The organism is Leifsonia tongyongensis (assembly GCF_010686705.1).
In the GTDB taxonomy this organism is placed as follows: Bacteria; Actinomycetota; Actinomycetes; order Actinomycetales; family Microbacteriaceae; genus Diaminobutyricibacter; species Diaminobutyricibacter tongyongensis.
In genome coordinates this window covers 618,162-638,726 of sequence record NZ_JAAGWY010000001.1, presented here as the reverse complement: position 1 = coordinate 638,726, position 20,565 = coordinate 618,162, and the positions used below count along the sequence as shown (strand labels likewise).

The 20,565-nt window shown below is 67.8% G+C and carries 15 protein-coding genes; 10 read left to right on the top strand and 5 right to left on the bottom strand.

From position 1 onward, the window contains the following. Positions 1 to 171 precede the first annotated feature (171 nt). Complete coding sequence (locus G3T36_RS03015; RefSeq protein WP_163287923.1) at positions 172 to 2,331, top strand: DEAD/DEAH box helicase; 2,160 nt, start codon at positions 172 to 174, stop codon at positions 2,329 to 2,331. Positions 2,332 to 2,496: 165 nt separating this feature from the next. Here the strand turns inward: G3T36_RS03015 and G3T36_RS03010 are convergent, their stop codons facing one another. After that, entirely contained in the window at positions 2,497 to 3,138 is a 642-nt protein-coding gene (locus tag G3T36_RS03010; RefSeq protein ID WP_163287922.1) for a TetR/AcrR family transcriptional regulator, read from the bottom strand. Positions 3,139 to 3,313: 175 nt separating this feature from the next. Here G3T36_RS03010 and G3T36_RS03005 point away from each other — a divergent pair, with 175 nt between their 5' ends. The 6 genes from G3T36_RS03005 (at position 3,314) to G3T36_RS02980 (ending at position 11,150) form a co-directional block, all read left to right on the top strand. Beyond that, positions 3,314 to 4,993: an ABC transporter substrate-binding protein gene (locus G3T36_RS03005; protein WP_163287921.1), complete on the top strand. Its 1,680-nt coding sequence runs from the start codon at positions 3,314 to 3,316 to the stop codon at positions 4,991 to 4,993. An 86-nt stretch (positions 4,994 to 5,079) separates the two neighbouring features. Then, positions 5,080 to 5,904 carry an ABC transporter ATP-binding protein gene (locus G3T36_RS03000; RefSeq protein ID WP_163287920.1) on the top strand — a complete coding sequence of 275 codons (825 nt, stop codon included), beginning with the start codon at positions 5,080 to 5,082 and terminating at the stop codon, positions 5,902 to 5,904. Next, positions 5,901 to 6,713, top strand: coding sequence for an ABC transporter ATP-binding protein (locus G3T36_RS02995; RefSeq protein WP_163287919.1), 813 nt, complete (start codon positions 5,901 to 5,903; stop codon positions 6,711 to 6,713). Before G3T36_RS03000 ends, G3T36_RS02995 begins: the two co-directional genes overlap by 4 nt. Next, complete coding sequence (locus G3T36_RS02990) at positions 6,710 to 7,783, top strand: ABC transporter permease subunit (RefSeq protein WP_163287918.1); 1,074 nt, start codon at positions 6,710 to 6,712, stop codon at positions 7,781 to 7,783. The genes G3T36_RS02995 and G3T36_RS02990 overlap by 4 nt, the downstream gene beginning before the upstream one ends. A gap of 2 nt (positions 7,784 to 7,785) precedes the next feature. Further along, entirely contained in the window at positions 7,786 to 8,859 is a 1,074-nt protein-coding gene (locus G3T36_RS02985; protein WP_163287917.1) for an ABC transporter permease, read from the top strand. Further along, the gene (locus G3T36_RS02980) at positions 8,856 to 11,150 is read left to right on the top strand and encodes an exo-beta-d-1,3/1,6-glucosidase (RefSeq protein ID WP_163287916.1); all 2,295 of its coding nucleotides are present in this window, start codon (positions 8,856 to 8,858) and stop codon (positions 11,148 to 11,150) included. Before G3T36_RS02985 ends, G3T36_RS02980 begins: the two co-directional genes overlap by 4 nt. A 174-nt stretch (positions 11,151 to 11,324) precedes the next feature. Here G3T36_RS02980 and G3T36_RS02975 read toward each other — a convergent pair whose 3' ends face one another. From G3T36_RS02975 to G3T36_RS02965, 3 genes are all read right to left on the bottom strand, one after another. Then, the gene (locus G3T36_RS02975) at positions 11,325 to 11,783 is read right to left on the bottom strand and encodes a MarR family winged helix-turn-helix transcriptional regulator (RefSeq protein WP_163289042.1); all 459 of its coding nucleotides are present in this window, start codon (positions 11,781 to 11,783) and stop codon (positions 11,325 to 11,327) included. A 19-nt stretch (positions 11,784 to 11,802) separates the two neighbouring features. After that, a complete protein-coding gene (locus G3T36_RS02970; RefSeq protein WP_163287915.1) occupies positions 11,803 to 13,542 on the bottom strand; it encodes an MFS transporter in 1,740 nt (579 codons plus the stop codon). A gap of 85 nt (positions 13,543 to 13,627) precedes the next feature. Beyond that, positions 13,628 to 14,506, bottom strand: coding sequence for a DMT family transporter (locus G3T36_RS02965; RefSeq protein WP_163287914.1), 879 nt, complete (start codon positions 14,504 to 14,506; stop codon positions 13,628 to 13,630). Between the two features lie 210 nt (positions 14,507 to 14,716). On the opposite strand from G3T36_RS02965, the gene recQ reads away from it, so the two are divergent. Beyond that, positions 14,717 to 16,714, top strand: coding sequence for a DNA helicase RecQ (gene recQ, locus G3T36_RS02960; protein ID WP_163287913.1), 1,998 nt, complete (start codon positions 14,717 to 14,719; stop codon positions 16,712 to 16,714). Positions 16,715 to 16,753: 39 nt separating this feature from the next. On the opposite strand, the gene G3T36_RS02955 is transcribed toward recQ, so the two are convergent. Continuing rightward, on the bottom strand, positions 16,754 to 17,347 hold the full coding sequence (locus G3T36_RS02955) for a YdeI/OmpD-associated family protein (RefSeq protein WP_163287912.1): 594 nt from the start codon (positions 17,345 to 17,347) through the stop codon (positions 16,754 to 16,756). Positions 17,348 to 17,541: 194 nt separating this feature from the next. Here G3T36_RS02955 and G3T36_RS02950 point away from each other — a divergent pair, with 194 nt between their 5' ends. Both G3T36_RS02950 and G3T36_RS02945 read left to right on the top strand, forming a co-directional pair. Next, entirely contained in the window at positions 17,542 to 17,997 is a 456-nt protein-coding gene (locus tag G3T36_RS02950; protein WP_240148236.1) for a DapH/DapD/GlmU-related protein, read from the top strand. Between the two features lie 251 nt (positions 17,998 to 18,248). After that, the gene (locus G3T36_RS02945; protein ID WP_163287911.1) at positions 18,249 to 20,375 is read left to right on the top strand and encodes an acyl-CoA dehydrogenase family protein; all 2,127 of its coding nucleotides are present in this window, start codon (positions 18,249 to 18,251) and stop codon (positions 20,373 to 20,375) included. The last annotated feature ends 190 nt before the right edge of the window (positions 20,376 to 20,565 follow it).

Sequence of the window (20,565 nt, the reverse complement as noted above, 5' to 3'; positions counted from 1 at the left end):
ATTGTTCGCGGATGGGTTTGTAAGTCAGGTGGGCCGGTTTCACCGCCAATCGGCGGGCGAATGATCACTGTATGTGAACGGTCCCGGCCAAAGGCTTGCCCGGGTTTCTTATGACCACGACGAATCGTCGTGCGTTCAGTCATGCACACAAGACAACCCAGGAAAACATCTATGGCCAACTTCAAGAAACCACAGAACAAGAACTTCGTGCCGCGCGACGGCGCCCGCAAGGGTGGCCCGAAGGCAGGCAGCCGCAGTCCCGGACATCGCGGGTACCGTCCCGCTGAGGAAGGTGCCGCCCCGAAGAAGCAGCGCTGGAACGCCGACGAGCGTGCCGCGCGCGCTGAGGGTCGCCCCTCGGCCGGTCGCAGTGAGCGCCCCAACTGGGAGCCCCGCGCCAAGGGATCCAACTGGGAACCGCGCGGTGCCCGCACCGAGCGTCCCGCTTATGGTGACCGCCCGCAGCGTACGGAGCGTCCGGCTTACGGTGACCGCCCGCAGCGGACGGAGCGTCCCGCTTATGGTGACCGCGCCCCTCGTGGCGAGCGTCCGGCGTATGGGGACCGCGCTGAGCGTTCGGAGCGACCCGCCTATGGTGACCGCCCGCAGCGTTCCGAGCGTCCCGCCTACGGTGACCGCGCGCCTCGTGGCGAGCGTCCCGCGTACGGTGACCGCGCCCCTCGTGGCGAGCGTCCGTCCTACGGAGATCGACCGCAGCGTGTTGAGCGTTCCGAGCGTCCCGCTTACGGTGACCGTCCGCAGCGCGCTGAGCGCCCGTACGGCGATCGCCCCCAGCGCAACGAGCGCCCGGCTTACAACGATCGTGCGGCTCGGACCGAGCGTCCGTCGTATGGCGACCGTCCGGCTCGTTCCGAGCGCCCGGCCTACAACGACCGTCCGGCGCGCACCGAGCGTCCGTCGTACGGAGATCGTCCGCAGCGCGCAGAGCGCGGCGAGCGTCCCGCTTACAACGACCGCGCCCCGCGTCGCGACTTCGGCACCGACCGCGCCCCGCGTCGCGACTACGACAACGATCGCGCTCCGCGTCGCGAAGGCAGCGACTCGAAGTTCTACCCCAGCCGCGACGACAAGGCCAAGTTCACGCCGCAAGACGACGTCGTGCTCGAGCGCCTCGAAGCCGACGCCATCCAGGCCGTCGACGTCGAAGGCGTGACCTTCGCTGATCTGGGCCTCGGCGGCAACATCGTCAACGCGCTCATCGAGCTCGGAGCTTCGTCGCCGTTCCCGATCCAGGCTGCGACCATCCCGGATGTCATCGCCGGCAAGGATGTGCTCGGCCGCGGCCGCACGGGGTCCGGCAAGACGATCGCGTTCGGTGCTCCTCTGGTCGAGAAGCTCATGGAGAACGGCGGCGGCAAGAAGCGTCAGATGGGCCGCAAGCCCCGTGCGCTCATCCTCGCCCCGACTCGCGAGCTCGCCCTGCAGATCGACCGTACTGTGCAGCCGATCGCCCGCAGCGTCGGTCTCTTCACCACGCAGATCTACGGCGGCGTCCCGCAGGGTCGCCAGGTCGGCGCACTCCAGCGCGGCGTCGACATCGTCATCGGCACACCTGGTCGCATCGAAGACCTCATCGACCAGGGACGACTCGACCTGAGCGAAGTGACCATCACAGTGCTCGACGAGGCCGACCACATGTGCGACCTGGGCTTCCTCGAGCCGGTTCAGCGCATCCTGCGCGAGACCGCCGACGGCGGCCAGAAGCTGCTCTTCTCGGCCACGCTCGACAAGGGCGTCGCCCAGCTCGTCAACGAGTTCCTCCCGGAGCCGTCGGTCCACGAGGTCGCCGGTGAAGACCAGGCGTCGTCCACGATCGACCACCGCGTGCTCGTCATCGAGCACCGCGACAAGGGCGCGATCATCGAGCAGCTCGCCGACCGCGAGGGCAAGACCCTCGTCTTCGCGCGCACCCGTGCATTCGCTGAGCAGCTCGCCGACCAGCTCGACGACGCGGGCATCCCGGCTGTCAGCCTCCACGGCGACCTGAACCAGTCGCGCCGCACGCGCAACCTCGCGCAGCTCACCAGCGGCCGGGTCAACGTGCTCGTGGCGACGGATGTCGCAGCCCGCGGCATCCATGTCGACGACATCGACCTCGTCATCCAGGCCGACGCCCCGGATGAGTACAAGACGTACCTGCACCGCTCGGGCCGCACGGGCCGCGCCGGCAAGCAGGGTACAGTCGTTACGCTCATCCCGAAGCAGCGCCGTCGCCGTATGGACGAGCTGCTCGGCCGCGCCGAGATCGAGGCGGAATTCGCCGACGCGATCCCGGGCGACCAGGTGATCACCGACCTCGCGAACGTCTAGTCACGAGACACCGAAGGCCCCCTTCCCGCTCCGGGAGGGGGGCCTTTCGTCGCCAGAGCACCAAGTCCTGCGGTGGCTCAGGAGGCGGGGGAGGCTCAGGAGGCGGGGGTGGCGGGGGTGTTCAGCCACTGGATGAGGCCGTCGATCACGCTGCGCACGGCGGCGTCACGCATCCCGCACGTACGACTCCACTTTCGGCCCGGCCTTCAGGACGCCGTTCACGATGGCCTCGATCGCGAACTCGCTTGCCCCAGCGAGATCGACCGCGGTGGGATCGAGCAGCCATTGAAGCTGGAGGCCGTCCATGACGGCGAGGATGGAGGCCGCTGCCTTGTCGATCGTGGCGGGCTCCGTGACGTCCTCCTGGGCGCAGAGCTCCCGGAACGCCTCGTCGACCTCCCGTCGGAGTGTGCTGTAGCGCTTCTGGAAGAACGGCGTCGTGGGGTGGTCGTCGGTGACTGCCTCCGCTGAGAGCACGGTGTAGACCTGCACGATTCCCGGGCGCAGTGCGTTGCGCTGCGCCGTCGCGATCAGGTGCGCGAACAGCGCGGGACCGCCGGGGATGTGGCGCTCGGCCAGGTGGGCGACGTCGTTGCGGTCGCGGAACTCGAGCATCTCCAGCAGCAGGTTCTGCTTGGAGCCGAAGTGGTGGAGGACGCCGGCGTGGGTCATCCCGACTTGCTCGGCGATGTCGGAAAGCGTGCCGTTCGTCGACCCTTTGGTGCCGAATGTCTCGATGGCCGCGCGCAGGATATCCTTGCGTTTACGCTCGGTTTCCGGGCGCGGGCTAGCACTGCTGCCGCTCATTCGCGCCTCCGTGTCGCTTGCTCGCCAGCATCCTGTGGGTGCCAGTTGCGAGCGAGCTTACCACACAGTAACCTCGGCTCAGCCAACTTGCTTTCTGACCAGTAAGCAAGTTATGGTCAGCCAACATTCCGCAGCACCAGGGCACAACGAATGTGCCCGCCACGAAGGAGAAGCAATGAGGCTTAGGAAGTACTTCATCACAGCGACGACGATCGCCGCGCTCAGCGCGGTGGCCCTCACCGGCTGTTCGTCCGACCACAAGTCGGGCACGAGCACCGCGAGTAGCGGGTCGCTCACGGTGGCGAAGCCGGATGGCGCGGCCATCCTGGCGACCCAGATCAACAACCCGTTCATCACCACCGGATCGGGCATGTCGCTCGGCTACGACCGGATGATCTACGAACCCCTCGCGATCGTCAACCCGGTCGGCAAGAACGAGACGACTCCGTGGCTGGCGTCGAAGGTCGAGTGGAACTCCGACTACACGCAGCTCACGGTCACTCCTCGCAAGGGGGTCAAATGGAGCGACGGCAAGCCCTTCACCGCCGATGACATCGTCTTCACGTACAACCTGATCAAGAACACGCCCGCTCTCGACCTGGGCGGCCTCAAGCTGACCGAGGTCAAGAAGGACGGGGACAACGTGGTCCTGAACTTCAGCGAGTCGAAGTTCGTCAAGCAGGGCGACGTGCTGCAGGTCTCGATCGTTCCCGAGCACCAGTGGAAGACCATCGCCGACCCGACGAAGGACGCGGTCAAGGATGCGGTCGGCACCGGCCCGTACACGATCAAGAGCTTCTCGTCGCAGGGCGTCGTGCTCAAGTCCCGCACCAACTACTGGGGCGGCACCGTTCCCGTGGCCACGCTGAACTACCTCGAGTACAACGACAACACCGGCCTCCTCCGCGCTCTCCAGAGCGGCGAGACCGACTGGGCGCAGATCTTCATCACGGACTACCAGAAGAACTACGTCGACAAGGACCCGAAGCACAACGTCTTCTGGGGCGCCAACGTCCTGAGCCCGGACATGATCGTGGTCAACACGACCAAGGCCCCGTTCAACAACGTCGCGTTCCGCAAGGCCGTCAACATGGTCGTCGACCGCAAGGCGCACGCCGAGCAGGCGCGCAGCAACGCAGGTCCCGAGCTGAAGAGCGTCACGGGCATCCCGCAGCCGACCGGTGACCAGTACATCGCCCCCGACTACAAGGGCCAGAACTTCTCGATCGACGTCGACGGTGCCAAGAAGGTCCTGACCGACGCCGGTTACACGTGGAAGAGCGGCGCCCTGATCGACCCGTCGGGCAAGCCGGTCTCCTTCACCCTGCAGGACCCGCAGGGCTGGAACGACTACGTGACCGGCATCCAGCTGGCTGCGACGCAGATCAAGACCACGCTCGGCGCCGACGCCAAGGTCGCCACGCCCGACGCCGACACCTGGTTCGCGAACATGGCCTCCGGCAACTTCGACGCCGCGCTGCACTGGACCGGCTCCGGATCGAACCCGTGGCACATCTACGACGACGTCATGAACTCCAGCTACCTCGACCAGGCCGCTGACGGCAAAGTGTCGGACAACTTCGGGCGCTACAAGAACCCGGATGCGACCGCCCTGCTGAAGGAGTACGCGCAGGCGTCCGACGACGGCGCGCGCACTGCCGCCCTGAACAAGCTGCAGAAGATCTTCGTCGACGACGTGCCGGCCATCGCGATCGGAACGCACCCGCAGCTCGCCCAGTACGACACCCGGAAGTTCGTCGGCTGGCCGAGCGAGAGCGACCAGTACGCGACCGCCGACCCGACGCAGCCGTCGGCTGTCCAGGTGCTCATGAAGCTGAAGCCCGCGGGCAAGTAGCAATCGAACGTCCGGGGTGGGCGGGGGTCTTCGTGCCCCCGTCCACCCCGGACTATCCCTGCGGACAGCACGAAAGCGACGCCCTCATGACAGACTCCCTTCTCTCCGTACGCGATTTCTCGGTCGTGTACGACGTGAATCCGCCCGTTGCGGCGGTCAAGAACGTCACCCTCGACATCAAGCGCGGCGAGATCGTCGGTCTCGCCGGCGAGAGCGGCTGCGGCAAGACCACCCTCGCCTATGGCGTGCAGCGCCTGCTCAAGCCCCCGGCCGTCATCACCAGCGGCAGCGTCGTCTTCCACGACGAGAGCGGCGTCGACATCGACATCAACGCGCTCGACCCCGAGCAGATGCGCCGATTCCGCTGGGACAAGATCTCCATGGTCTTCCAGGGAGCGATGAACGCCCTCAACCCGGTGGCCACCATCGGGTCCCAGCTGGACGATGTCTTCCAGGTGCACCGCCCCGGCATGAGCCGCGCCGAGCGCAAGGCGGCCGTGATCGAGCTCCTCGAGATCGTGAAGGTGGGCGCACAGCGGGTGCGCTCCTACCCGCACGAGCTCTCCGGCGGCATGCGCCAGCGGGTCATGATCGCCATGGCCCTCGCGCTTCGCCCGCAACTCATGGTGATGGACGAGCCGACCACCGCTCTGGATGTGCTCGTGCAGCGCGAGATCCTCAAGCAGATCTCCCAGCTCCGGCACGACTTCGGCTTCTCCGTCGTCTTCATCACCCACGACCTCCCCCTGCTGCTGGAGATCAGCGACCGGATCGCGATCATGCGCGAAGGCGAGATCGTCGAACTCGCCCCCGCCGAGCAGATCTGGACCGACCCCCAGCACGAGTACACGCGAAAGCTGCTCGAGTCGTTTCCGCGGCTCACCGGCGAGAGAGGAGTGGTCGTCCGATGACCACGCTCGAGTTCAAGAACGTCACCAAGATCTACAACGTCCGCGGATCCGGACAGCTCAAAGCGCTGGACGACGTCAGCTTCACGCTCGGCCCCCGGCAGACGATCGGTCTGGTCGGCCAGTCCGGCAGCGGCAAGTCGACGATCGCGAAGATCCTCACCCAGCTGGAGACCCCCACGCGCGGCGAGGTGCTGCTCGACGGCGCCCCGATCCCGAAGTCGGGCAAGCAGCTGCGCAAATACCGTCAGCAGCTGCGCATGGTATTCCAGGATCCGTTCGCCTCCCTGAACCCGTCGCACTCGATCCGCCACCACATCGAACGTCCGCTCCGGCTCGACCACGTCGTGCCGCGCAAAGACGTCGACGACGAGGTGCGACGCCTTCTGCAGCGTGTGCGGCTGGACGCGGACGCCGTGATCGACCGCCGCCCGCACGAGCTCTCCGGAGGCCAGCGGCAGCGCGTGGCCATCGCCCGCGCGCTCGCGTCGCGGCCGGCTCTGCTGGTGGCCGACGAGCCGGTGTCGATGCTCGACGTGTCCATCCGCCTCGGCGTGCTGAACCTGCTCGCCGACCTGCAGCGCGAGGAAGGCCTCGGGGTGCTCTACATCACGCACGACCTTGCCACCGCTCGCCACTTCAGTGACGAGATCATCGTGCTCAACCAGGGCCGGATCGTCGAGCACGGCCCCGCCGACGACGTGATCCTCCGCCCGAGCGACCCCTATACGCGCGAGCTCCGCGCCGCTTCCCCCGACCCCGAGAACCATTTCGGTCCGCTGACCGCACAGATTGCAGGAGGTGCCCTGTGAGCGCCGAGACCACGACCGTGTCCGTCGACCCGACTCTCGTCGGCACAACCGCCACCCGGGCCGAGCGCGGCGGCGTCCGCGTCCCGTGGCGCTTCATCGGAGGCCGTGCAGCCTTCTACGCGTTCACTCTGTGGGCAGCGATCACCATCAACTTCTTCCTCCCCCGCCTGATGAAGGGCGACGCGGTGGATGCCTACATGGCGCGCAGCCAGGGTCAGCTGACCCCGGACGCCGAAAAGGCGCTTCGGCTTATGTTCGGCCTCGACAAGTCCGTGCCCCTCTGGCAGCAGTACGTCGACTACTTGAACATGCTGCTGCACGGCAACCTGGGCGTCTCGATCTCCACGGGCATGGCGCCGGTGGGCGACGCGATCGCCTCGGCTCTGCCCTGGACGCTCGGGCTGGTCGGCTTCGCCACGGTCGTCTCCTTCGTCATCGGGACGAGCCTGGGCGCGGTGATCGGCTGGAGGCGGGGCGGCAAGCTCGACGTCTTCGTCCCGGTGACGACGTTCCTCGGCACGGTGCCGTACTTCTGGGTCGGCCTGATCTTCATCGCGTTCTTCTCGAGCACGCTCGGCTGGTTCCCTGCGGGGCACGCCTACGAGCTGGGCGTCGAACCGGGCTTCAACGGCGACTTCATCGGCCAGGTGATCTCGCACGGCGCCCTCCCGATGTTCACCATCGTGGTCGTCTCGCTCGGCGGCTGGGTGCTCGGCATGCGCAACATGATGCTCACCGTCCTCGACGAGGACTACATCACGGTCGCGCAGGCGAAGGGCATGCCGAACCGGCGCGTGCTGTGGCGCTACGCTGCCCGCAACGCCGTGCTGCCGCAGATCCAGAGCTTCGCGCTCGCGATCGGCTTCATCGTCAGCGGAACGATCGTGATGGAGATGGTGTTCTCCTACCCCGGCATCGGACTGCTGCTGCTCCAGGCGACCAGCGCCAAGGACTACGCGCTGATGCAGGGCATCTTCCTCGTCCTGGTCCTGGCCGTGCTGATCGCGAACATCGTGGCGGACATCGCCTATGCCATCCTCGACCCCCGCACCCGCCAGACGGAGGCTTGATCATGAGAACCACGAACAACGAGCCTCAGACCGTCGCCGCTGCCGCGGGCGTCGGCAGCCCCGAGACGGCGTCCGTCCGGGCCGCGAGCGCGCACAAGCCGCAGAAGGCCACTTTCTGGTCGCAGCTGAAGGCCTCGCTGGCCATGTTCAGCAACCGCAAGTCCGCAGCAGGCCTGATCATCATGGGCGTCTTCGTACTCGTCGCGATCTTCGCGCCGTTGATTGCGCCGTACGACCCGGAAGCACAGAACCTCAAGGAGACCCTGCAGCCGCCGTCGTTCGAGCACCTCCTGGGCACGACCCACATCGGCCAGGACGTCTTCAGCCAGCTCGTCTACGGAACCCGCGGTGTGCTCATCGTCGGGTTCCTGGCGACGATCATGGCCACCATCGTCGCGATCCTCGTCGGTGTGACCGCCGGCTACCTGCGCGGCTGGAAGAGCGAGTCGCTGTCGGCGCTGTCGAATGTGTTCCTGGTCATCCCGGGCCTCCCGCTGATGATCATCGTCGCCTCCCAATTCCAGGACCCTCCGCTCGCCCTCATTGCCGCCGTGCTCGGCCTGACCGGCTGGGCCTGGGGTGCGCGCGTGCTGCGAGCGCAGACGATGTCGCTGCGCAACCGCGACTTCATCCAGGCCGCGCGGGCCAACGGCGAGCCGCTGCACCGCGTCATCCTGGTGGAGATGCTGCCGAACCTGATGGCGATCATCGCCTCCAGCTTCGTCGGCACCATGACGGCCGCCGTGCTGGGCCTCACCACGCTCGCGTTCATCGGCGTCATCCCGGTGTCGAACCTGAACTGGGGGACCATCCTGTTCTGGGCGCAGCAGAACAACGCCTTCCCGGACTACTGGTGGTGGTACGTGCCCGCCGGACTGTGCATCGCCCTGCTCGGCGTGGCGCTGGCCCTGATCAACTTCGGCATCGACGAGTACGTCAACCCGCGCCTGCGCTCGGCCGGTGAGCGCGCACGGGCGATGAAGCGCCAGGGAATCAACCCCAACGCCGCCGTCACCCAGGTGCGCACGAATCTCGCCGCGCCTCCTGCAGCCTCACCGGAAAGCAACACCGCATGACCTCGATCCTCCCGTCCACCACTGCTGATCTCGCACAGGAGGCCCGGTCCACCAAAGAATCGCTGCCGTACCAGGACCCGACGCTGACGACCGCGGAGCGTGTCGACGACCTGCTCGGCCGTATGACGGTCGAGGAGAAGGTCGGGCAGATGCTGCAGCTCGACGCGCGCGACGATCTGCCCGATCACGTGCTGCGGCGCCACGTCGGCTCCATCCTGCACACCTCCCCGGAGCGCATCCTGGAGGCCAACCGGCTGACGCAGCAGACCCGGCTGCGGATCCCGCTGCTCGTCGGTGAGGACTGCATCCACGGGCACTCGTTCTGGCCCGGCGCCACGATCTACCCCACGCAGCTCGGCATGGCCGCATCGTGGAACGCCGAACTCATCGAGCGCGTCGCCCGGGCCAGTGCAGAAGAGGTCGCTGTCACCGGTGTGCACTGGACGTTCTCGCCCGTGCTGTGCATTGCCCGCGACCTTCGCTGGGGCCGCATCAGCGAGACGTTCGGCGAGGACCCGTTCCTCATCGGCGAGCTCGCCAGCGCCATGGTGCGCGGCTACCAGGGCGAGGGGCTCGGAGACCCGACCGCGATCCTCGCGACGGCGAAACACTTCGCCGGCTACTCGGAGACGCAGGGTGGCCGTGACGCGAGCGAGGCGGACATCTCGCGACGCAAGCTTCGCAGCTGGTTCCTGCCGCCCTTCGAGCGCGTGGCCCGCGAAGGCTGCCGTACGTTCATGCTCGGCTACCAGAGCACCGACGGCGTGCCGATCACCGTGAATGATTGGCTGCTCAGCGAGGTGCTCCGCGGCGAATGGGGCTACACCGGCACGCTCATCACCGACTGGGACAACGTCGGCCGCATGGTCTGGGAGCAGAAGGTCCAGCCCGACTACGCGCACGCTGCGGCGGCCGCGGTGCGGGCGGGGAACGACATGGTCATGACGACCCCGATGTTCTTCGAAGGCGCGCTGGAGGCTGTGGCTCAGGGGATGCTGGGGGAGGACGCCTTCGACGCGGCCGTCGCGCGCATCCTGACGCTCAAGTTCGACCTCGGCCTGTTCGAGGACCCGCGCCTTCCGTCGCCTCGGCTGGACGAGGTGGTCGGAAGCGCGGCGCATGCGGAGCTCAACCTTGAGATCGCGCGCCGCTCGATCGTGCTGCTGGAGAACGACGGGACGCTGCCGCTGGCGGAGTGTGCGGCGCCGGCGCCGCTGCGCGTCGCCCTCGTCGGACCGCTCGCTGACGATGCCCAGACCCAGCTCGGCGACTGGGCCGGCGGCTCGGGCCAGGCGGGCTGGCTCGACGGCCAGCCACGCGAGATGATAACGACGGTGCTCGACGGTCTGCAGTCGATCGACGGCTGGACAGTGCAGTACGCCCCCGGGGCCGACATACTCACCCTCGAGGACGACCCGCGAGGTTCGACGTTCCCGGACGGGCAACCACGGCCGCCTGTGGTCGTGCCGTCGCCGCCGGACCAGCGGCTGATCGCAGACGCCGTCGCCGCCGCCTCGGCGTCGGATGTCGTCATCGCGGTCGTGGGCGACCAGATCGAGCTCGTGGGGGAGGGTCGCTCCACCGCGACGCTCGAGCTGATCGGCGGTCAGAACGCGCTCCTCGATGCGCTGATCGCGACCGGCAAGCCCGTGGTCGTGGTGCTACTCGCCTCTAAGCCGCTGGTGCTGCCGCCCTCGGTCGCTCGGGCAGCCGCCGTGCTGTGGGCCGCGAACCCCGGGATGCTCGGTGGTCAGGCTATCGCCGAGATCCTCGCCGGCCGGGTCGAGCCCTCCGGTCGCCTGCCGATCTCGTTCGCCCGTCACGTCGGCCAGCAGCCGACGTATTACAACCAGATCCGCGGCCAGCACGGCGACCGCTACGCCGACCTCACGCAGGCGCCCGCGTGGGCTTTCGGTCAAGGCCTCTCGTACACGACCGTGGAGTACGCCGACCTCAGGCTCGCGAACGATTCGCTCTGCGTCGGTGAGACGATCGAGGCCGAGGTGACCCTGACCAACACGGGCGACCGCCCGGTCCGCGAGACGGTGCAGGTGTACGTGCGCGACCAAGTAACGAGCGTGAGCTGGGCAGACAGGGAGCTGAAAGTGTACCGTCAGGTCGATCTCGCGCCGGGCGAGTCGGCCCGCGTGAGCCTTCGGCTCCCGGTCGCCGACTGCACGATCGTCGACGCTGCCGGAGAGCGCCGGGTGGAGGCGGGGGAGTTCGAGCTACTCGTTGGGGCGTCGTCGCGGGAGTGTGACCTGCTCGCGGCGGGGTTCAGGGTGCGGTGATCGTACCCTTGCACTCACGACCCCGCGATGACACCGTCACCACTGCCGGAGCAGCTCGCGTTGCGCCCGGTGAGTTACTAGTCCACCCCGGCCTCGAGTCGTTACCGGCTCACCGAATTCCCGGGCGGGTCGCCTCTGTTGGTTACGACTCGACGCCGGTCAGGGTGGGCCCGGTCAGCGATCGGTCCGGTCGATGTTCGCGGCGGCCTCGAGGGCGGTGAGGGCGGCGCGGATGGCGTCCACCTCTTCGGGCGTGCGCTCGGCGAGCAGCGCCACGACCGCTCGCGCGCGGTCCGAGCGGGCACGCAGGAGAAGCTCGACCCCCGCATCCGTCGCCGCGACCAGAATCGAGCGCCGGTCATCCGTGTCGGGCTGCCGCGCGACGAGGCCGCGCGCCTCGAGGTCGGCCACGACCCGGGTGATCGTCGGTGCGGCGACGACCTCGATCGCCGCAAGCTCGCTCGGCCGCAGCGGGCCCTTGCGCGCGATGCTCGACAGCGCCGACAGCTGACCATGGCTGAGGCCGCCGGCCGACGACCGCATCCGCCGGTTCAGGCGGCCGATCGCGAGGGCGAGGCGACCGGCGAGGTCGTCGTCCGGGTCCACCTGCCCGGCGCTCGTGCCCTTCGTCATCGTCACCGTCTCTCCCGTACTACGCCCTGCTTGCACTGGCCTCTTCCACTTCCCGCTCGACGACCTTCTCTTCATGAACATACTTCGCCCCGCCGAGGAATGACGCGAACGCCGCGATGACGGACATGATCGCCGCCGCCACGAACACGACGACGAGGCCGTCGTGGAAGGGTCCCGAAATGAGTTGCGGGAAGAACTCGTGACCGGTCAGCGCCTGCACGTTCGCGGGCGAGAGTTTGTCGAGCACGCCGGTCGGCTGCAGGATGCTCTGGATCGGGTTGTAGCCGAGGAACGCAGCGAACAGGCTGCCGACCGGCGGCGTCTGGCCGACCGCCGTCGCGACATTGCCGGGCACCCCGTGCGCCGTCAGGCCGTTCGTGAGCGCCGAGGGCAGTGCCGCCGAGAGACCCGCGATCATGAGCGAGAAGAAGATGCCGATCGAGAGCGAGCTTCCGGCGTTGAGGGCGGCGCCGGCCATCCCGGACGCCGAGCCGCGCTCGCCTGCCGGCACGCTGTTCATGATCGACGTGCGGTTGGGCGAACTGAACAGGCCCGACCCGATGCCGTTGAGGCCGGTGATGACCGCGAATTGCCAGTACTCGAAGTTCACCGGGATGAGCAGGAGCATGATGAAGGTCGCAGCCACCAGGAGCAGGCCGACCGTCGCGAAGCCGCGGGCGCCGTACCGGTCGGAGAGCGCGCCCGAGATGGGCCCTGCGATGAGGAACCCGATGGTGATGGGCAGCAGGTAGATGCCGGCCCAGAGCGGTGTGTCCTGGTAGGAGAAGCCGTGCAACGGCAGCCAGATGCCCTGCAGCCAGATGATCAGCATGAACTGCAGGCCGCCGCGACCGATGGCGGCGAGAAGGCCGGCGAAGATTCCGCTGGAGAACGAACGGATGCGGAACAACCGCATGTTGAACATGGGTGACGGCACGCGCAACTCGATGTACACGAAGAAGACGAGCAGGATGATCCCGCCGACGATCGACCCGATCACCCACGGGTTTCCCCAGCCGGTCGAGCTGTCGCCGTACGGCTGGATGCCGTAGGTGATGCCGGTCAGGAGGGCGACGAGACCGACGCCGAAGGTCGCGTTGCCGAGCCAGTCGATGCGGCCGGGGTTGCGGGTGCCGACCTCGTGCAGCGATTTGTACGACCAGATGGTGCCGATGATGCCGATCGGCACGCTGACGAAGAAGACGGCACGCCAGTCCCAGGCGGCGAGGACGCCGCCGACGATGAGGCCGATGAAGCTTCCGGCGATGGCGGCGACCTGGTTGAGTCCGAGGGCGAACCCGCGCTTGTTGGCTGGGAATGCATCCGTCAGGATCGCCGTCGAGTTCGCGAACAGCATCGCGCCACCGACACCCTGGATGAACCGCCAGACGATCAGCCACATGGCCCCAGGTCCCCCGGTGAACGGGACGAGCGAAAGCGCGACGGCGGCGATGGTGAAGATGACGAAGCCGAGGTTGTAGATGCGCACGCGACCGTACTGGTCGCCGAGGCGTCCGAAGGTGACGACGAGCACCGCTGTCACGAGCATGTAGCCCATGAGCATCCAGAGCAGGTAGCTCACGTTGCCGGGCTGGAGCGGGTCGAGGCCGATGCCCTTGAAGATCGCCGGCAGGGAGATCAGGACGATCGAGGCGTTCACCGTCGCCATCAGCATCCCGAGTGTGGTGTTGCTGAGGGCCACCCAGCGGTAGTGGGGGTGGTCTTTGTTGAAGATGCCGGTGCGGGTTGCCGTTGCCACGTAATGCTCCGAATTCACATGCGTCACGAAATAGTTGTTGTGTGTGAACTAACTATATTCGCTCGGAGCGATCCGCGCTCGGGAATCAGGCGGCGGCGAGCATCCCGGTCGCCACGAGGGCCAGGACCAGGCCCGCCCACTGGACCGGCGCGATCCGCTCTTTCAGGACGATCGCCGCAAGGATGATCGTCCCGGCCGGGTACAGCGCCGTGAGCACCGACATGACGCTCAGCTCGCCGAGCCGGAGGCCGACGAGCAGGAGGACGTTGGCCGTGGCATCGACGACACCACCGGCCGCGGCGAACACCAGGCCGGGGCGCCACCCACCTGTCGTCGCGGTGCCCGCTCCCCCAACGCGTCTCGACCGGCGTGTCGCCAGCCAGACCACGCCGACCGTCGCGAACATGATCGACGCGTTCACCGCGCGGTTCACCACCAGCGGCACGAGACCGGAGTCGGAGGGCGTCTGGTCGATCAGGATGATGAAGACGCCGATCAAGGTTCCCGAGCCGACCGCCATCACCAGGCCGCGGGGCCGGGGCCGCACGGCACCGCGCTCGGGCACGAACCCGACCAGCACGACCGCGACCAGTGCGAGGCCGAGAGCGAACCAGCCGAGAGGCGCGAATCGCTCGCCGTTCAGCACACCCCAGGCAAGCGGGACCACGGCCGAGATGACCGCGGTGAGTGGCGACAGGATGCTCATGGGACCGATCGCGAGACACGCGTACAGCAAGGCGAGCGCGACGGCGCCGGCCACCCCGGAGAGGGCGCCCCATGCGACGGCGGATGCGCTCCAGCGGCCGCCGGAGAACGCGAGCGCGACCAGCAGCACGACGAGACCCGAGAGGGCCGACAGGCCGGCCGCCCGCACGGCACTGATGCGCTTGGCGGCGAACCCGCCGAGGAAGTCGGCCGAGCCGTACGCCAGCGCGCCGAGGAAGCCGAGGAGCGGGGCGAGCATCCGTCGAGCCTATCGGTGGGCGCGGGGCCCGGGGCTGCGCATCCTGGGGTCTGTGCGCCATCTCGCGTCGTGCCCGCCACGTCGCGTCGTCCCCGCCACGTCGAGCAGGAGGGGATGTACCGAGCTGGCGGGGACACCCTGCCGGCGTCGTTCTCCACAGATCGGCGGGAGCGGCGCTCGGGCGTCGGTTGCTGCGGATACGATCGACGGATGAGCTGGAACGCTGAACTTCCCTGGGAGCCCGACGACCGGGACGCCCCACCGGAGTTCGAGCCCCCCTACGAGCCGACGTACGAGCCGTCGTTCGATCCGTCGTTCGACGAGGGTGTCGGCGCGCCGTCCGGGTTGTCGCGCGCGGCGACACAGGGGCATCCGATCCGCGCGACACCGCCGCGGTTCGCCACTGCGGGCGAGGCCCTCCACACGGTCTTCGGCTACGAGAGTTTCCGCGGTGAGCAGGCGGCGATCATCGACCAGCTCGTCGGCGGCGGCGACGCGGTCGTGCTCATGCCGACCGGCGGCGGCAAGAGCCTCTGCTACCAGATTCCCTCGCTGGTGCGCGAAGGCACCGGGGTTGTGGTCTCGCCGCTCATCGCCCTGATGCAAGACCAGGTCGACGCACTCCTTGCCAACGGGGTGCGCGCGGCATTCCTCAACTCGACGCAGGATGCGGCGGAGCGCTCGCGCGTCGAGCGCGCGTACATCGCGGGCGAGCTCGACATCCTCTACGTAGCGCCCGAGCGCCTGTCGTCCGAGTCGACCAAGCGCTTCCTCGACCGGGGGACGATCGCGCTCTTCGCCATCGACGAAGCGCACTGTGTTTCGCAGTGGGGCCACGACTTCCGCCCCGACTACCTCGCCCTCTCCGAACTCGCCGAGCGGTGGCCAGACGTGCCGCGCATCGCACTCACGGCGACCGCGACCGAGGCGACGCACCGCGAGATCACGTCGCGGCTGCGCCTCGAGGGCGCGGCCCAGTTCGTGGCGGATTTCGACCGGCCGAACATCCAGTACCGCATCGTGCCGAAGGCGGAGGTGCGAACCCAGCTCCTCGACTTCATCACCACTGAGTATCCGACCGACGCGGGAATCGTCTACGGGCTCTCCCGCAACACGGTCGAGCGGACGGCCGAGTTCCTGAGCGCGCGCGGGCTCAAGGCGCTGCCCTACCACGCAGGCCTCGACGCGGCGACGAGAGCGGCCACCCAGTCGCGGTTCCTCCGCGAAGACGGCATCATCGTCGTCGCGACCATCGCATTCGGCATGGGCATCGACAAGCCCGACGTGCGCTTCGTCGCACACGTCGACCTGCCCAAATCGGTCGAAGGCTACTACCAGGAGACGGGTCGCGCAGGGCGCGACGGGCTCCCCTCGACGGCCTGGCTCGCGTACGGTCTCAACGACGTCGTGCAGCAGCGCCGCATGATCGACGAGTCGCCCGGCGATCTCGCGCACCGGCGCAAACTCAGCGCGCACCTCGACGCGATGCTCGCCCTCTGCGAGACCGTCCAGTGTCGCCGGGTCAACCTGCTCGGGTACTTCGGGCAGCGCGCGGAACCCTGCGGAAACTGCGACACCTGCCTCACGCCACCCGAGAGCTGGGACGGCACGGTTCCGGCGCAGAAACTCCTCTCGACCGTCGTTCGCCTGCAGCGGGAGCGCAACCAGCGGTACGGGGCCGGGCACCTCATCGACATCGTCCGGGGCAAGCAGACCCCGCGGGTCACCCAGTTCTCCCATGACACGCTCGCGACCTGGGGCATCGGGTCCGACCTCAGCGAAAGCCAATGGCGCGGCGTCGTTCGCCAGCTGCTCGCCCAGGAGCTGCTCAAGACCGAGGGCGAGTACGGCACCCTGGCGCTCACCGCGGGGGGAGCGGACGTGTTGAGCGGAGGGCGCACCGTCATCCTCCGGCGCGAACCCGAGCGACCTGAGCGGGCATCACGGAGCGCCCGCAAGGCGACCGCCGCAGACGACCTTGCCGTGAACGACGTCGAGCTGTTCGAAGCGCTGCGAGCCTGGCGCGCTGAGCAGGCCCGAGTGCAGTCGGTGCCGGCGTACATCGTCTTCGGGGACGCCACCCTCCGCGCCGTTGCGACCGCGAAACCCGCGACCCTCTCCGACCTCGACGGCATCACGGGCATCGGCGCGAAGAAGCGCGAAGCCTACGGCGAGGCGCTGCTCGAAGTGGTCGCCGCGCGACCCTGACGCGCGCCTCGCGAGTTGAGGCATATCCGGCGCTCGGCGTCAGGCCTTCGGCGGACGGTCGGCCTGGGGGTAGATGGTCTCGTGGCGGGCGAGCATGTCGACGTACTCGGTGATCTTTCGTGTGCGTGTCTCAGCGCGTTTCACGTTGGCGAGGCGGAAGAGGATCGCGAACCGGTTCTGAGCCGAAAGCGTCTCGAAGAATGCAGCAGCCTCCGTGTTGCCTGCGAGTGCGTCAGCAAGTTCCCCGGGAACCTCGGCGGTCGACTGGGGTGCATACGCCGACTCCCAGCGCCCATCCGCCTTCGCCCGCTCCACTTCGGCCAGCCCGGCTGGCCGCATCGCACCGGCGGCGCTGAGCCGCGCGACGTGTTCGCGATTGCGCTCCGACCAGATGCTCGACTTCGTGCGCGGCGTGAACAGCTGAAGGAAGCGCTGGTCGTCGAGCGAATTGCGGCGCCCGTCGATCCAGCCGTAGCAGAGCGCGACGTCAAGGTATTCGCCGTATGAGGCCGTGCCGCCCGCGCTCCTCTTGACGATGGCGAGGCGCACGCCGTCGGTGTCGGCGTGGTGCGCATCCAGCCATTCCGCCCATTCCGCGACGCTGTCGATGTACAGGATCTCGCGCTCGTCCATGCAGCCCCCTTGTGCTCGATCGCATCTGCGCGTACTGAATGGGTCTTCGTTCCGAGTATCGCAGCGACCCCCGACGTGACGGGAACGAAGTCAGGAATCCGAGGCCGAACCGTAGTCGGATCAGGGAATCTTTTTGGGTCAACGGGTGTTTACCTTGTTGATCGTGAATTGACTCGAACTCGAAGGAGGATGGGATGGCACGAATGATCGAAGAGCTCGAGGATGAGACCGGCGCCATCATCAAGTACAAGAGGCACGCCAACGGGCGTGGCCTCGTGTCGCCGTCCGCACGCGTTGCGGAGACGGCGTTCATCGACGCGACCGCGTACGTGGAGGCCCACGCACGGGTGGGGCTCGACAGCTGGGTCGGCGCAGGCAGCTGGATCGACAAAGGAGCTACCGTCGGTGACCGCACGTTCGTGGGATCGAACGTGCACGTCGGCGAAGGATGCGTCGTCGGAAGCGGCGTACGGATCGGCAGCAATACCAAACTGGGCGCTGACGTCATGGTCGGCAACGGCGTGCGGGTCGACAGGGATCAGCAGATCGCGGCCGGAACCGTGATCGAACCGAAGGGCGGCGCCACGAGTCGCGCGGCCCTCGCTGCGATGTCGCGCCCGGTGAGGCCGCAGGCGCGCCGCGCGGCCTGACCCGTCTCGCTCGTCCCACGAAAGGTGCGGGAAGAAGGCTCCGGATGACCGGAGACCCGCTTCCCGCACCTTTTGTCACGTCCGGGCCGATTGTGGGGTCACGCCGACTTTCGGGTGCTCCATCTGTGGCTTTCCACAGTGCCGCTCGCGAGCATCCGCCCCGCTTTTGTAGGCCGTACACCGACGACTTCGCGTTGGGGAGACCCCGTCATACGGTGGATGGAGACTGCTCTCGACACTGAAGAGGAACAATGGTTGACACCGCCACGCGAACCAACGCCACGCCCGGCACCACGGCAGACACCACGCCCGACGCCGGGATCGAACCCGCCGACAGCACGACCCCCGAACAGATCGATTCCGCGGCGCCACGCATCGACGTCGAGAAGCTCGGCCGCCAGCTTCTCGGCACCTGGGCCGAAGCCCGCCTTGCGTCGCGGGCGCTGTCGAGCCGTCCTGAGATGCAGAAGGTCGAAGGTCTCAGCCTGAAAGACCAGCGCGCTCGTACGTTCGGGCAGCTGAAACTCCTCGTGGCGAACGGGCAGGTGCACCGCGCATTCCCGAAGAGCGTCGGCGGTCAGGAAGACAACGGCGGCAACATCGCCGGGTTCGAAGAGCTCGTCGCTGCCGACCCGTCGCTCCAGATCAAGTCGGGCGTGCAGTGGGGCCTGTTCGGCTCGGCCGTCATGCAGCTCGGCACTGAGCACCACCACAAGAAGTACCTTCCCGGCATCATGAGCCTCGAGGTCCCCGGCGCGTTCGCGATGACCGAGACCGGACACGGATCGGATGTCGCCAGCGTCGCAACCACGGCGACCTACGATCCCGAGACACAGGAATTCGTAATCGACACTCCCTTCCGCGCAGCGTGGAAGGACTACCTCGGCAACGCCGCCGAGGACGGTCGGGCGGCGGTCGTGTTCGCCCAGCTCATCACCCGAGGTATGCGCCACGGCGTTCACGCCTTCTATGTTCCGATCCGCGACGCCGACGGCGCGTTCCTCCCCGGGATCGGCGGCGAAGACGATGGCCTCAAGGGCGGGCTGAACGGTATCGACAACGGCCGGCTGCATTTCACCGGGGTGCGCATCCCCCGCACCGACCTGCTCAACAAGTACGGCGACGTCGCCGAGGACGGCACCTACACGTCGCCCATCGACAGCCCAGGACGCCGCTTCTTCACGATGCTCGGCACGCTGGTGCAGGGGCGCGTCTCGCTCGACGGTTCGGCCGTCGCCGCGTCGAAGATCGGCCTCAAGATCGCGGTCACCTACGGCAGCGAGCGTCGCCAGTTCACAGCAGGCAGCGACACCGACGAAGAGGTGATCCTCGACTACCAGCGGCACCAGCGCCGCCTCTTCCCGCTGCTGGCGACCACCTACGCCGCGAGCTTCGCGCACGAGGTGTTCCTCCAGAAGTTCGACGACGTCTTCAGCGGGCGAACCGACACGGATGCCGACCGCCAAGACCTCGAGACCATCGCGGCCGCCCTGAAGCCGCTCTCCACCTGGCACGCCCTCGACACGCTGCAGGAATGTCGCGAAGCGTGCGGAGGGGCCGGGTTCCTCGTCGAGAACAGGCTGACCTCGCTGCGCGCCGACCTCGACGTCTACGTGACGTTCGAGGGCGACAACAACGTGCTGCTCCAGCTCGTCGCCAAGCGGCTCCTCACCGACTTCAGCCGCAAGTTCGCCAAAGCGGACGCGGGCGCCCTCGCCCGGTACGTCGTGACCCAGGCGGCCGGCCGCGCCTACCACGGCACCGGGTTGCGCAGTGTCGCCCAGACGGTCAAGGACTTCGGTTCGACCGCCCGCTCGGTGAACTGGCTGCAGGAGCCGAGCACGCAGCGCGAACTCCTCACCGACCGCGTCGCGACGATGATCTCCGAGATCGCAGGCCGGCTGCGTTCGGCGGACCGCCTGTCGAAGAAGGCCGCGGCCGATCTCTTCAACTCACAGCAGAACGAGCTGATCGAGGCTGCCCGCGCCCATGCCGAACTCCTCCAATGGGAGGCGTTCACGGATGCGCTCGAGAAGGCACCGGATTCGGGAACACGGCAGGTGCTCACCTGGCTGCGCGACCTGTTCGGCTTCGGGCTCATCGAGAAGCACCTGGCCTGGTACGTCATCCACGGGCGCCTGTCGCCGCAGCGCGCCCAGGCGGTCGGCGCCTACATCGACCGGCTGATCACGCGCATCCGCCCGCACGCCGTCGACCTCGTCGACGCTTTCGGCTACGGACCGGAGCTGGTGCGCGCGAAGATCGCGACGGGAGCGGAGGCCGAGCGCCAGGAGGAGGCGCGGGCGTACTACGCCGACCTGCGAGCGTCGGGTGAGGCTCCGGTCGAGGAGAAGTCGCTCAAGACGAAGAAGCGGTAGCCGGGCGGCGCTCCGCGCTCCGGAATGCGCCTCGCCGCACTAGTAAAGTTCCAGCGCACGCGTTTGTACTAGTGCGCTGGAACTTTTCTAGTGCAGTCAGACGGATCGCGTGCGCTGGCACGAGTGCGCGGGGACCGATCACGTGCGCTGGCACAGTGCGGTGAGACGGATCGCCTGCGCGGGGCGACCC

What these genes read in the sequence shown, in the direction of transcription:
- G3T36_RS03000 (WP_163287920.1), top strand. Translation starts at nt 5,080, where the DNA reads ATGACAGACTCCCTTCTCTCCGTACGCGATTTCTCGGTCGTGTACGAC.
- G3T36_RS02975 (WP_163289042.1), bottom strand. Translation starts at nt 11,783, where the DNA reads ATGACGAAGGGCACGAGCGCCGGGCAGGTGGACCCGGACGACGACCTC.
- recQ (WP_163287913.1), top strand. Translation starts at nt 14,717, where the DNA reads ATGAGCTGGAACGCTGAACTTCCCTGGGAGCCCGACGACCGGGACGCC.
- G3T36_RS02995 (WP_163287919.1), top strand. Translation starts at nt 5,901, where the DNA reads ATGACCACGCTCGAGTTCAAGAACGTCACCAAGATCTACAACGTCCGC.
- G3T36_RS02950 (WP_240148236.1), top strand. Translation starts at nt 17,542, where the DNA reads ATGGCACGAATGATCGAAGAGCTCGAGGATGAGACCGGCGCCATCATC.
- G3T36_RS03010 (WP_163287922.1), bottom strand. Translation starts at nt 3,138, where the DNA reads ATGAGCGGCAGCAGTGCTAGCCCGCGCCCGGAAACCGAGCGTAAACGC.
- G3T36_RS03015 (WP_163287923.1), top strand. Translation starts at nt 172, where the DNA reads ATGGCCAACTTCAAGAAACCACAGAACAAGAACTTCGTGCCGCGCGAC.
- G3T36_RS02955 (WP_163287912.1), bottom strand. Translation starts at nt 17,347, where the DNA reads ATGGACGAGCGCGAGATCCTGTACATCGACAGCGTCGCGGAATGGGCG.
- G3T36_RS03005 (WP_163287921.1), top strand. Translation starts at nt 3,314, where the DNA reads ATGAGGCTTAGGAAGTACTTCATCACAGCGACGACGATCGCCGCGCTC.
- G3T36_RS02965 (WP_163287914.1), bottom strand. Translation starts at nt 14,506, where the DNA reads ATGCTCGCCCCGCTCCTCGGCTTCCTCGGCGCGCTGGCGTACGGCTCG.
- G3T36_RS02980 (WP_163287916.1), top strand. Translation starts at nt 8,856, where the DNA reads ATGACCTCGATCCTCCCGTCCACCACTGCTGATCTCGCACAGGAGGCC.
- G3T36_RS02985 (WP_163287917.1), top strand. Translation starts at nt 7,786, where the DNA reads ATGAGAACCACGAACAACGAGCCTCAGACCGTCGCCGCTGCCGCGGGC.
- G3T36_RS02945 (WP_163287911.1), top strand. Translation starts at nt 18,249, where the DNA reads ATGGTTGACACCGCCACGCGAACCAACGCCACGCCCGGCACCACGGCA.